Origin of the sequence: Elioraea thermophila (ex Habib et al. 2022), assembly GCF_003336755.1 — a bacterium.
GTDB lineage: Bacteria > Pseudomonadota > Alphaproteobacteria > Acetobacterales > Acetobacteraceae > Elioraea > Elioraea thermophila.
Genome location: NZ_QMDI01000002.1, coordinates 642,093 through 654,180, shown reverse-complemented (window position 1 = coordinate 654,180; position 12,088 = coordinate 642,093). Strand labels below are relative to the sequence as shown.

At 70.2% G+C, this 12,088-nt stretch carries 9 protein-coding genes; 3 read left to right on the top strand and 6 right to left on the bottom strand.

Going from position 1 to position 12,088, the window contains the following annotated elements:
• Window positions 1–100 precede the first annotated feature (100 nt).
• Window positions 101–751, top strand: a complete 651-nt coding sequence (locus DWB05_RS04930; protein ID WP_114375581.1) for a S24 family peptidase — start codon at window positions 101–103, stop codon at window positions 749–751.
• A 9-nt stretch (window positions 752–760) separates the two neighbouring features.
• Here DWB05_RS04930 and DWB05_RS04925 read toward each other — a convergent pair whose 3' ends face one another.
• Window positions 761–2,782, bottom strand: coding sequence for a phosphatidylglycerol lysyltransferase domain-containing protein (locus DWB05_RS04925; RefSeq protein ID WP_232818445.1), 2,022 nt, complete (start codon window positions 2,780–2,782; stop codon window positions 761–763).
• 28 nt (window positions 2,783–2,810) lie between these two features.
• Window positions 2,811–4,418: a lysine--tRNA ligase gene (locus DWB05_RS04920; RefSeq protein WP_114375577.1), complete on the bottom strand. Its 1,608-nt coding sequence runs from the start codon at window positions 4,416–4,418 to the stop codon at window positions 2,811–2,813.
• A gap of 50 nt (window positions 4,419–4,468) precedes the next feature.
• Here DWB05_RS04920 and DWB05_RS04915 point away from each other — a divergent pair, with 50 nt between their 5' ends.
• The gene (locus DWB05_RS04915; RefSeq protein WP_114375575.1) at window positions 4,469–7,264 is read left to right on the top strand and encodes an ATP-dependent DNA helicase; all 2,796 of its coding nucleotides are present in this window, start codon (window positions 4,469–4,471) and stop codon (window positions 7,262–7,264) included.
• Window positions 7,265–7,317: 53 nt separating this feature from the next.
• On the top strand, window positions 7,318–7,737 hold the full coding sequence (locus DWB05_RS04910; protein ID WP_114375573.1) for a tellurite resistance TerB family protein: 420 nt from the start codon (window positions 7,318–7,320) through the stop codon (window positions 7,735–7,737).
• Between the two features lie 31 nt (window positions 7,738–7,768).
• On the opposite strand, the gene DWB05_RS04905 is transcribed toward DWB05_RS04910, so the two are convergent.
• From DWB05_RS04905 to groL, 4 genes are all read right to left on the bottom strand, one after another.
• The gene (locus tag DWB05_RS04905; protein WP_114375571.1) at window positions 7,769–8,815 is read right to left on the bottom strand and encodes an ATP-grasp fold amidoligase family protein; all 1,047 of its coding nucleotides are present in this window, start codon (window positions 8,813–8,815) and stop codon (window positions 7,769–7,771) included.
• Window positions 8,816–8,925: 110 nt separating this feature from the next.
• Window positions 8,926–9,894, bottom strand: a complete 969-nt coding sequence (locus DWB05_RS04900; protein ID WP_114375569.1) for a threonine dehydratase — start codon at window positions 9,892–9,894, stop codon at window positions 8,926–8,928.
• A gap of 85 nt (window positions 9,895–9,979) precedes the next feature.
• A complete protein-coding gene (locus DWB05_RS04895; RefSeq protein WP_114375567.1) occupies window positions 9,980–10,183 on the bottom strand; it encodes a cold-shock protein in 204 nt (67 codons plus the stop codon).
• A 248-nt stretch (window positions 10,184–10,431) separates the two neighbouring features.
• On the bottom strand, window positions 10,432–12,069 hold the full coding sequence (groL, locus tag DWB05_RS04890) for a chaperonin GroEL (RefSeq protein ID WP_114375565.1): 1,638 nt from the start codon (window positions 12,067–12,069) through the stop codon (window positions 10,432–10,434).
• Between the last annotated feature and the right edge of the window lie 19 nt (window positions 12,070–12,088).

Below are 12,088 nucleotides of genomic sequence, written 5' to 3'. Positions count from 1 at the left end.
AAAACAGGAACATTTACCCAGGGTTGCGCCAGGACTGCAAGCCTAAACGGAACTGATTCCTACTGCAGCGCGGGGCGGGATATAGGAGAATGTGCCTACAATGAATCCTCGGCACGAAGACGTCTGGAAGGCGATCGACGCCCTCGCCGCCGAACACGGGCTCACCCCCTCAGGGCTCGCCCGCAAGGCCGGCCTCGATCCCACCACCTTCAACCCCTCCAAGCGCAAGCAAGGAGGCAAGCCGCGCTGGCCCTCCTTCGAGACGATCATCAAGGCGCTCGACGCGGTGGGTGACACGCTGGAGAACTTCACGGCGCTGATGACCGGCAGTGCACCGCAGGCGCGCCGGCCGGGAGCGCCGGGGCCGCGACGGGTGCCGCTGATCGGCCTCGCCCAGGCGGGGTCCGACGCCTTCTTCGACGATGCGGGCTATCCGACGGGAGGCGGCTGGGACGAGATCGAATTGCCGTCCATCAACGACCCGCACGCATACGCGCTCGAGATCAGCGGCGATTCGATGGAGCCCGTCTACCGCGACGGCGACGTCGTCGTCGTCTCGCCCGCCGCTCCAATCCGACGCGGCGACCGCGTGGTGGTCAAAACGCGCGACGGCGAGGTGATGGCGAAGGAGCTTGTGCGCAAATCGGCGCGCAAGATCGAACTCGCCTCGCTGAACCCCGCCTATCCCGGCCGGAGCCTCGACATCGACGACGTCGCCTGGATCGCCCGCATCGTCTGGGCGAGCCAGTAGCGGGGCGTCTCAGGCCGGCTCGCGCGCCGGTTCCGCCGTGCGCTCGAACGCCGTCACCACCGGCAACAGGCGCACGAGGTCGCGCTCCGCCTTGCAGACGAGGTAGGCGCGGGCGGGCGGCGCATCGCCCAGGCTCTCCGGCGCGACCTCGCCCTCCTCGGTGATCGGAAAGGCGGTCAACCCGAGATCGGCATAGACCGAGAGCAACTCCGGGCCGACGCGCCAGAACGCAGGGTCGACCCCCTCCTGGTCGCAGAGGTCGCGAAAGCGCCAGATCGCGGAGACGCGGTCGGTCGCGTCACCCGCCGGGTCGCCGATGGCGAGCCAAATGCCCGGCAAGCGGCGGAACGGGATCGCCGCCCGCCCATCCTCACCAAACACCAAAGCTTCCGCGCGCTCCGGCGGCGGCGCCCCGGCGATCGCCCGCCAGCGCGCCCGCGCGGCGGGCGAGAGGTCGACCCACGCAATGCGGGCCGGGCGGAGAAGACGAACGAGTGCCGCCAGCAGGAGAACGATGCCGAGCAGGATGGTGGCGCGGAGCGACCACGGCGCCTCGCCGGCCAGCACGAACTGCCACCAGGTCTCCGCCATCCAGTCGCGCCTGAGGTGCGTGAACAGGGCGAGGCTCACCGTGCAGACGGCCAGCGCCACGACCGCCGCCACCCAGCCTGCCGTGAACGGTTCCGCGACGAGACGCGTGTCGCGATAGAAGGCGCGGCGGAACGGCACCACCGAAACGGCGATCGCCAGCATCAGCGCCGGCACCGGCCAGCCGTGCCCCTTGGCGGCGGCGAGCCCGGCGGCCAGCACCAGGGTCACCAGCACCGAGGCCCAGGCCATCGTCACTCGACGCCACAGCCCGTAGGCGAGCACGAGCAGGATCGCGCCGAGGAGCGAGGCGACGAAGTGGCTGACCTCGGCGATCGGCGCCCGCATGGTCGCGCCGGCCCAGGCGAACGGAGCCTCGAAAGGCGGCATGGTGCCGAGGAACAGCATCACCAGCCCCGCGAGCGTCACGGTGGCGGAGAGCGCCGGGGCGACGAACGGCGCCCCCCAACGGGCGACCTGGTCGAAGGCGCGCGCCATCGCCACCCGACGCAGCACGATCTCGTTCACCGCAAAGAGGCCGCCGGCCAGCAACAGCGGCAGGATGTAGTAGAGCAGGCGGAAGACGAGCAGCGCGCCGACCGCGGTCGCCGTCGGCACCAGCCCAGAGAGGCCGAGCAGCACCGTGCCGTCGAACACGCCCAAGCCCCCCGGCACGTGGCTGGCCATCGCCGCCGTGTAGGCGGTGACGTAGACGGCGAGGAAGACGAGGAAATCGAGACCGGGGGCTGATGGCAGGAGCGCGTAGAAGATCGCCGCCGTCAGCGCCACGTCGAACGAGGCGAGCGCGACCTGCATGAGGGCAAGCCGCGGTCCCGGCAGCGGCACCTCGGTGCGGCCGAAGCGCAAGGGGCGTCCGCGCAGCCGCCCCGCGACAACGTAGAAGCTTACCAAGCCGAGCATGACGACACCGACCGCATACATCACCGGTGTGGGCATCCACGGCCCGAAGCCGGGGATTGCGTGCGGTACGGCGAGCAGCACGATTCCCCCCAAAGTGAGCCCGCCGAGCACGAAGGTGAGGCTACAGAAGGCGACCACGCCGGCGATCTGCAGCCCCGACATGCCCCAGAGCGCATAGAGCCGGTAGCGGATCGCCGCCCCCGACACCATCGCGAAGCCGATGTTGTGCGACAGCGCATAGGCGGTGAACGAGGCGAAGGCGATCCGCCCGTACGACAGCGGGTGGCCGACGAAGCGCGTGCCGAGCGCGTCGTAGAGCGTCAGCACCAGGTAGGCGGCGACGGTGAGCGCCGTGGCCAGGGCGAGCGAGCGGTGGGGAATCGCCGCCATCGCTGCCAGCACGTCATCGAGGCGAAGCGAGGCGAGTTCGCGCTGGACGACGTAGAGCGCGCCGATCAGGAGCGCAAGGCCGAGCAGGGCCGGCAGGTGGCGCCTGACGCCCGCCGTCCAGCCTGCCCGCATGGTCACGCCTCGCGGCTGCTTCGGCGCCTCAGGCCGCACCCGCCGGCGCTTGCCTGCGCGCCAGCGCGGCCCTGATCAGCGCCACCGTCTCCGCGACACCGTAAAGGGCGACGAAGCCGCCGAAGCGCGGGCCCTCCGCCTGGCCGAGCAGCACCTGATAGAGGCAGCCGAACCACTCGCGCAGCCGCTCCTTGCCGAAGTGGCGCTTGCCCGCTTCGTAGACGAGGTCCTGCAGGGCTTCGGCATCCGCCCCGGCCGGGGCGCTCTCGAGCGCGTCGGCGAGATCGGCGAGCGCCGCGCGCTCTTCCGCCGAGGGCTGGCGAAAGCGTTTCGCGGGCAGCACGAAGTCGCGGTAGTAAGTGACGGCGTGGGACACGAGCCGCGCCAGCATGGGAAACCGCTCGGCCGTCGCTTCAGGGTTGTAGCGGCGGATGAAACCCCAGAGCATGTCGGGCCGATCCGCGTTCACCACCGAGGCGAGGTTGAGCAGCATCGAGAAGGGGATCGGCGAGCCCGCATCGTCGGGAATGTGGCCGAGATGGATGTGCCAAGCGGGGTTCTCCGGCAGCGCCTCGGGTGGTTCGCGCCGTGCGCGGTCGACATTGGCGAGATACTCGTCCACCGTGCGCGGGATGACGTCGAAATACAGACGCTTCGCCGTCTGCGGCTTGTTGTACATGAACTGGGCGAGGCTTTCGGGCGGCGCGTAGGCGAGCCACTCCTCCACCGACAGTCCGTTGCCCTTCGACTTCGAGATCTTCTCCCCCTTCTCGTCGAGGAAGAGTTCGTAGGTGAAGGACTCGGGCGGCTCGGCACCGAGGATGCGGCAGATTCGCGACGAGAGGCGGACGGAATCGATCAGGTCCTTGCCCGACATCTCGTAATCCACGCCGAGCGCGTACCAGCGCATCGCCCAGTCCGCCTTCCACTGCAGTTTGCAGTGGCCGCCGGTGACGGGGGTCTCGACGAGCCGCCCCGTCTCCTCGTCGCGCCACACCACCGTACCAGCGTCCAGCTTGCGCTCGAGGATGGGCACCTGCATCACCCGCCCCGTGCGCGGACAGATCGGCAAGAACGGCGAGTAGGTGGCCCGCCGTTCCGGCCCCAGCGTGGGAAGGATGACGGCGATCACCTCGTCATAGGCCTCCAGCACGCGCGTGAGCGCGCGGTCGAATCGGCCCGAACGGTAGTACTCGGTGGAGGAGGCGAACTCGTAGTCGAAGCCGAACTGGTCGAGGAAGGCGCGCAGCCGGGCGTTGTTGTGATGACCGAACGACTCATGCGTGCCGAAAGGATCGGGCACCGCCGTCAGCGGCTTGCCCAGGTGCTGGGCCAGCATCTCGCGATTGGGCACGTTCTCGGGCACCTTGCGCAGCCCGTCCATGTCGTCGGAGAAGGCGACCAGACGCGAGGGCAGGGGCGAGAGGCGCGAAAAGGCGTGGCGAACCATGGTGGTGCGCACCACCTCGCCGAAGGTGCCGATGTGCGGCAGGCCCGAGGGCCCGTAGCCGGTCTCGAACAGCGCCTCGCGCTTGCCCGACCGGGCGAGGCGATCGACGACGCGCAGCGCCTCCTGGAACGGCCAGGCGCGGACATGCCGCAGATCGGCGGAGGACGGGGCAGGCTCGGTGGTCATCGCGGCAACCTAGGAACGGCCCCCCAGGCGGTCAATGCGAGGGGGCGGGAGTGAGCGCGCGTTCGCCCCCGCGGCTTCTGCTGCCGGACGGGCCGGTGGTCGCCGCGCGCCACGGCCGCGCCGTCCTGCTCGAGCCATCGGGCGAGATCATCACCGCCGACCCTGCCGCCGTGCGGGCGCGGCTGAAGCGAAGCGGCGTGCCGATCGTCTGCCACGCGCCGGCGACGGCACGCCGCCTTGGCCTCGGCGCCTTCCCGGCCGCCGACGTGCTCGAACTCTTCGCCTTCGTCCGCCCCGCCGACGTGATCGTGCCTTCGCCCACGGGGCTTGCCGACGCCCTTGGCCTCGGCCGACCCGTCGGCCTGGAGGCGGAGGCCGGGCTGATCCGCGACGCGGCGGTGGCGCTGCTGCGCGGTCTCGCTGCGGTGCGCGCCGCGCCGGCCAACGCGACTGCGGCCGGACTCGCCGCCCTGATGGGACAGGCGGGGTGGCCCTGGGCGGTTTCCGTTCTCGCCGCGCTCGCCGCCCCCGACGCGACCCCTGACGCGCGGGCGCTTCGGGTTTGGGAGCGGCTTGCCGAGTGGGAGGAGATCCCGCTTCCCCCGCCGCCGGCCCAGAACGCGATCGTGCCGGCTGAGGCGCGACGGCGTCTGGCCGAAATGCTCGGTCCCGAGGCCGAGAACCGACCGGGCCAGGCCGATTTCGCCTCCGCCGCCTGCGCCGCCTTCGCCCCACGGATCGCCGAGCGTGCTCCGCACGTGGTGCTGGCGGAAGCCGGCACGGGAACCGGCAAGACGGCGGGCTACCTGGCGCCCGCAAGCCTGTGGGCGGAACGAAACGGCGCCCCGGTCTGGATCAGCACCTACACCCGAAACCTGCAGCGCCAAGTGGAGGCGGAGACCGCGCGCCTCTATCCGGACGAAGGGGAACGCCGCGCCCGCGTCGTCGTGCGCAAGGGGCGGGAGAACTACCTTTGCCTGCTTAATCTCGAGGAGGCGATCGCGGGGCTCGGCCGCGGCGGCGGCGCGACGGTCGCGCTCGGGCTGATGAGCCGCTGGGCGGAAGCAACGCGCGATGGCGACCTGGTGGGCGGGGATTTCCCCGGCTGGCTGCCGGAGCTGTTGGGCCAAGCCAGCACGCTCGGCCTCGCCGACCGACGTGGCGAGTGCATCCACGCCGCCTGCCCGCACTACCGGGTGTGCTTCATCGAACGCACGGTGCGTCGCGCCCGCGCGGCGAGCCTCGTCGTCGCCAACCACGCGCTCGTCATGGTGCAGGCCGCCTGGGGCGGGCTCGACGACCCTGCCCTGCCCTACCGCTACGTGTTCGACGAGGGCCACCATCTGTTCGATGCGGCGGACTCGGTGTTCTCCGCCGTGCTGTCGGGGGTGGAGGCGGCCGAGCTCAGGCGCTGGATCAGGGGCGCGGAGGGCGGACGGAGCCGGGCACGCGGCCTACGCCGTCGGCTCGAGGATCTGGTGGCCGACAGGCCCGCCCTCGCCGAGGCGCTCGATGCGGCGATCGTCGCCGCCAAGGCCCTGCCAGAGCAGGGCTGGCTCGCGCGCCTCGCGGACGCCGAGCGGCCGGAACTGGGTGGGCTCGACCCCGGCGCGGCGAACCCCTGCGAGGCCTTCCTCCGCCTCGTCCGTGCCCAGGTCCTCGCCCGCTCCCGTGAGGCCGAGGGGGCGGCGCGCGAGACCGAGGTGATGCCGACGATCCCCGGCCTCGCCGAAGCGGCGGAGCGTCTCGAGCGGGCGCTCGCGGGGCTCGAACGGCCGCTCGAACGGCTGCGGCAAGGGCTTCTCGATCGGCTCACGGCGGAGGCCGATATGCTTGAGACCGAGACGCGGCGGCGGATCGAGAGTGCTTCGAAGAGCCTCGCCAAGCGCGCGCTCGAACCGATCGCGGCATGGCGGGCGATGCTGCGCGCGGTGGCGGAGGGGACGGCGGAGAGCGGGGGCCCGGGCGAACGGTTCGTCGACTGGTTCGAGATCGCCTACCGTCAGGGGCACGAGGCCGATGTCGGCATGCGGCGGCACTGGGTCGATCCGACCGTGCCCTTCATTCGGGTCGTGGCCGAACCAGCACACGGACTGCTCGTTACCTCCGCCACGCTGCGTGACTCGGGCGCAGGCAGCGAGGAGGGCGCTTGGGCGGCGGCGGAGGAGATGACGGGTGCGATCCACCTGCTCGCTCCGCCCGTGCGCGCCGCCGTCGCCTCGCCCTTCGACTATGCCGCGGCGACTCGCGCCTTCGTCGTCACCGACGTGGCACGCGACGATCCGGCCCAGGTCGCCGCCGCTTACCGCGTGCTGTTCGAAGCGGCGGGTGGTGGGGCTTTGGGCCTGTTCACCGCGATCGCGCGCCTGCGCGAGGTGCACCGGCGCATTGCGGGCCCCCTCGCCGAAGCGGGCATCACGCTCTACGCCCAACACGTCGACGCGATGGACAACGCCACTCTGGTCGAGGTGTTCCGCGCCGAGGAGAATTCGTGCCTGCTGGGGACGGACGCGATGCGCGATGGCGTGGACGTGCCCGGCCGGTCGCTGCGGCTGATCGTGTTCGACCGCGTGCCCTGGCCCCGCCCGACCATCCTGCACCGTGCGAGGCGGGCGCGGTTCGGTGGCGCCAATCCCAGCGCGATCGACGACCGCATCGTGCGCGCCCGTCTGCGCCAGGCGTTCGGAAGGCTGATCCGCACCGAGACCGATTGCGGCTGCTTCGTCCTGCTCGACGCCCGTGCGCCCTCGCGCCTGCTTGCGGCGCTGCCGGAGGGCGTCGCCGTGCAGCGGGTCGGGCTCGCCCAGGCGGCGGCGGAGATTCGGGCCTTCCTCACCCGCGCTTGACGCGGCGCGCAGTCGGGGCTCACCTCCGGCGCATGGACGGAGGGCGCTTGGGCATGGTCGAGGGAGTTCCGCTGTCGCCGGCGGAGGCGCTGGTGTTCGCGATGGTCCTCGTTTCGGCGGCGGATCGCAACATGACGGATCGGGAACTGACGACGATCGGCCGCATCGTCACCCAGGCGCCGGCCTTCGAGGGGTTCGATACGTCGGGGCTCAGCGCGATCGCCAACCGTTGTGTGGCGGTGCTCGACGAAGAGGACGGGCTGGACAAGGCGCTCGCGCTGATCGCGGACGCCCTGCCCAAGCGCCTGCGCGAGACGGCTTATGCCTTCGCGGTCGAGGTGGCGGCGGCGGACGGAGCAGCCGCGCAGGAGGAACTCCGCGTGCTTGAATTGATCCGCCATCGTCTCGAGGTCGATCGGCTGGCGGCGGCGGCGATCGAACGCGGCGCGCGGGCGCGGCACGCGCGGCTTTGATGCGGTTCCAAGAGGCGACTTGAGCGTCGGCTCAGGGTCGCTGTGGAGGGTAGCCGCGTGGAGCCGGCACGCCGGGGCGGACGATGTAAGCCTTGCCGTCGCGCAGCGGCCAGGCACGGCCAACAATCTCGTCCCGCTCCGGTGGGTCGAAGAGCCCGGTGCCGGCATTGTCGGTCGGGGTGAGTTCGCCGAACCAGTGGCGACCGTTGACCCAGAGGAAATCCACCCGCATCGCATCGAAATCGGCGCTGAGAAGTCGGGCGAGGGCCGCGAGGCCGTCCCAGTCGAAATCTGCGGGCATACGCTCGGTCAGCGGCTCGCGGCCGTTGTGCCGGAACGGCAGGGGCTCGCGGGCCACGAGATCGAACCACGTGGCGCGCGGTTTCGTGTCGCCCACGTGGCGACCACAGACGACCTTGAGGAAGCGCGGCTCGCCGTTGAACACAAACACGGAATGATCCGGCGGCGAGCCGCCGTCGGGGGCGTTGGGCAGGAGCGGCTCGGCGAGAATGCGCGGCGGGATGTCGCGGTAGCGCCACTCGCCCGGCCCCTGGCGGTAGAAGTCGTGGGCGAGCCAGCCGCGAAGGGTCGCGGTGACGCGAGCGCGATCGAGCCTCGCCTTCTCCTCGACCTTCAGGATCTGGCCCGAACTGTGCGAGGGCTTGAGCACGAACGACTCGGGCAGCGCCTCCCAGTCGATGTCCTCGGCCCGCCACCAGGCGCCGAGGAGGGGCAGCACCCATTCCGCGCCGATCCGGGACGCGACGTAGTCGCGCACCGCGATCTTGTCGGAGCAGAGGGCCAGCAGCGGATGGTGGTCGGTCAGGCTCGCCGCGATGATCTTCTCGTTGAAGGTGACGGGCGGGTCGAGCCGCGGCGGTTTGCCGTGCGCCCGCGTGTAGTGCCCGATCAGGCGCCTCCGTTCGCGGAGCCGCTCGAGCGGCGGAAAAGTCCGCTCGGCCAGAAGCCCGAGCTTGCGCCGATACCACCGCCAGCGCGCAGCGAAGGTAACGACCTGCGTCTTGGACGCGGTGGCGGCGGATCCGGTCGTTTCGGCGATGCTGGAGGACGATGGCATGACGTTGGGGTTGCCTGGTCAAGTCCGAGCGCAACGAAGCAGCATGGTTGCTACGCGGCAACAGTCGCACGATCAAGTTAATCCCCGATTGCTGCGGCTCCGGCTCGGGGTCATGCCGGCATCGGCGCGCCGAGCACGCGGTGGCGGAACACCGAAAGGTCGATGTTGCCGCCGCACAGGATCGCGCCGGCGCGCCTGCCCGAGAGCTTGGCCCGCTCCTGCATCAAAGCCGCGAAGGCCGCCGCGCCCGCACCTTCAGCAAGGTTGTGCGTGTCCGTCCACAGGGCACGGATGGCTTCTGCGATCTCGTCGTCGGTGACGGTGACGATTCGCGCCGCGCCGGCGCGAATGATGGCGAAGGCCTCCGGATCGGGGATACGGGTGGCCATGCCGTCGGCGAACGTGTCGGCGCGCTCGGTGGTCACGATTCGGCCGGCGGCGAAGGAGCGTGCATAGGCATCGGCCCCCGCCGCCTGCACGCCGACGATCTCCGTGTCAAGGCCGAGCAGGTCGCGCGTGCGGATCAGCCCGCAGATACCTGAGCCGAGACCGATCGGCACGTAGACGACATCGAGCGCCGGCGTGGTACGGAAGAACTCGAGCGCGTAGGTCGCGACGCCGAGCACGAGGTCGCACGCGAAGGACGGCACGAACAGCAGGTTCCGTTCGGCAGCGAGCCGTTCCGCTTCCGCACGGGCGGCGTCGAAATCCTCTCCGGCCTCGATCAGCTCAGCGCCGAAGGCGCGCATCGCCCGGTTCTTCTCCACCGCATTGCCGTGCGGGACAACGATGGTGACCGGGATGCCGAAACGCGCGCCGGCGAAGGCCAGCGACTGGCCGTGGTTGCCGCGCGTCGCACTGATGATGCCCGCGAGGTCGGGCCGTTCGCGGGCGAGACGGGCGAGGGCGACCAGGCCCCCGCGTACCTTGAATGCGCCCGTGGGCAGGTGGTTCTCGTGCTTGAGCCAGACCTCGCACCCCGCGCGCGCGGCCAGCAGCGGCCAAGCGTATTGCGGTGTCGGTGGAACGAAACGGTGGATGAGTGCGAGCGCGGACTCGAGGTCGTCGAGATCGAACATGCGCGCGGTGTGGCAGAAAGCCCACGCGAAGGAAAAGGGGCCGACCCTCGCGGGCCGGCCCCCTCGTCGTGGCGGGAAGGCGCGCTCAGATCGCGCGCAGCATTCCCGCGGCCGGCTTGCCGCGCTCCATCGAGACCTCGAAGCTGACCTTCTGTCCCTCGTTCAAGCCGCGCAAGCCTGCCGCCTGGACGGCGGTGATGTGGACGAACACGTCCTTGCCGCCGTCATCGGGGACGATGAAGCCGTAGCCCTTCGTCGCGTTGAACCACTTCACGGTACCAGTGGCCATGATGGCCTCCTTCGCTTCTGCACGTTGACGTGAAGCGGAAATGCTCCACGCCGACAACCGGGTCCTCGTCAGCCAAGCGAACCCGGACGTGCGGGAAGCCAAGGCGAGCCAAACGCGATTGCGGGAGGGAGTAGGCGCAGGTTCCGCCCTTGAGGTCAAGCGGGAGAGGCGAGAAACCCGCACACGAAAACGGGGGCGCCCCGAGAGGCGCCCCCGCAGATCGCACTTGGTCGAACGGTCGTGGGCGATCAGAAGTCCATGTCGCCCATGCCGCCGCCCCCACCACCGGCCGGCGCCGTCTTCTTCTCCGGCCGCTCGGCGACCATCGCCTCGGTGGTGATCAGCAGCGAGGCCACGGACGCCGCGTCCTGCAGCGCAGTGCGCACGACCTTGGTCGGGTCGATGATGCCGGCCTTGACGAGGTCCTTGAACTCGCCGGCCTGGGCGTCATAGCCCCAGTTGTAGTCGTCGTTGTCCAGCACCTTGCCGAGGATCACCGGGCCGTCCTCGCCCGCGTTCTCCGCGATCTGGCGCAGCGGCGCGGTGATCGCCCGACGGACGATGTCCACACCGAAGCGCTGGTCGTCGTTGTCGACCTTCAGCTTGCTGAGGATCTGCGAGGCGCGGGCGAGCGCCACACCACCGCCGGGCACGATGCCTTCCTCGACGGCCGCGCGCGTCGCATGCAGCGCGTCGTCCACGCGGTCCTTGCGCTCCTTCACCTCGACCTCGGTCGCGCCACCGACGCGGATCACGGCGACACCGCCGGCGAGCTTGGCGAGCCGTTCCTGCAGCTTCTCACGGTCGTAGTCCGAGGTGGTCTCCTCGATCTGCGCCTTGATCTGGTTGCAGCGGCCCTGGATGTCGGACTTCTTGCCGGCACCCTCGACGATGGTGGTGTTCTCCTTCTCGATGATCACCTTCTTCGCGCGGCCGAGCATGTTCAGCGTCACGTTCTCGAGCTTGATGCCGAGATCCTCGCTGATCACCTGGCCGCCGGTGAGGATGGCGATGTCCTCGAGCATCGCCTTGCGGCGATCACCGAAGCCCGGCGCCTTCACCGCGGCGACCTTCAGCCCGCCGCGCAGCTTGTTGACGACGAGGGTGGCCAAAGCCTCACCCTCCACGTCCTCGGCGATGACGAGCAGCGGCTTGCCGGACTGCACCACCGCCTCAAGGAGCGGCAGCAGCGGCTGCAGGCCCGAGAGCTTCTTCTCGTGGATCAGGATGTAGGGGTTCTCGAGCTCGGCGATCATCTTCTCCGCGTTCGTGATGAAGTACGGAGAGACGTAGCCGCGGTCGAACTGCATGCCCTCGACGACGTCGAGCTCGGTCTGGATGCCCTTCGCTTCCTCGACCGTGATGACGCCCTCGTTGCCGACCTTCTCCATCGCCTTGGCGATCATCTCGCCGATCTCGCGCTCGCCGTTGGCGGAGATGGCGCCGACCTGAGCGACCTCGGCCGAGGTGGTGATCTTCTTCGAGCGCTTCTTCAGCTCCTCGACCACCGCGGCGACGGCCTTATCGATGCCGCGCTTGAGGTCCATCGGGTTCATGCCGGCGGCGACCGCCTTCGCACCCTCGCGCACGATGGCCTGAGCGAGCACGGTCGCGGTGGTGGTGCCGTCACCGGCGACGTCGTTGGTCTTCGACGCCACCTCGCGCACCATCTGGGCGCCCATGTTCTCGAACTTGTCGGCGAGTTCGATCTCCTTGGCGACCGTCACGCCATCCTTGGTGATGCGGGGCGCGCCGAAGCTCTTGTCGATGACGACGTTGCGGCCCTTCGGGCCCAGCGTGACCTTCACCGCATCAGCGAGGATGTCGACGCCGCGCAGAAGCCGCTGGCGCGCCTCGGCGCCAAACTTCACGTCCTTCGCAGGCATGGTTCCTTACCCGTTCGTT

Bases quoted from the DNA above. Each gene is read 5' to 3' on its own strand.
- DWB05_RS04925 (WP_232818445.1), bottom strand. From the start codon at position 2,782: ATGCGGGCAGGCTGGACGGCGGGCGTCAGGCGCCACCTGCCGGCCCTG.
- groL (WP_114375565.1), bottom strand. From the start codon at position 12,069: ATGCCTGCGAAGGACGTGAAGTTTGGCGCCGAGGCGCGCCAGCGGCTT.
- DWB05_RS04895 (WP_114375567.1), bottom strand. From the start codon at position 10,183: ATGGCCACTGGTACCGTGAAGTGGTTCAACGCGACGAAGGGCTACGGC.
- DWB05_RS04900 (WP_114375569.1), bottom strand. From the start codon at position 9,894: ATGTTCGATCTCGACGACCTCGAGTCCGCGCTCGCACTCATCCACCGT.
- DWB05_RS04910 (WP_114375573.1), top strand. From the start codon at position 7,318: ATGGTCGAGGGAGTTCCGCTGTCGCCGGCGGAGGCGCTGGTGTTCGCG.
- DWB05_RS04920 (WP_114375577.1), bottom strand. From the start codon at position 4,418: ATGACCACCGAGCCTGCCCCGTCCTCCGCCGATCTGCGGCATGTCCGC.
- DWB05_RS04905 (WP_114375571.1), bottom strand. From the start codon at position 8,815: ATGCCATCGTCCTCCAGCATCGCCGAAACGACCGGATCCGCCGCCACC.
- DWB05_RS04930 (WP_114375581.1), top strand. From the start codon at position 101: ATGAATCCTCGGCACGAAGACGTCTGGAAGGCGATCGACGCCCTCGCC.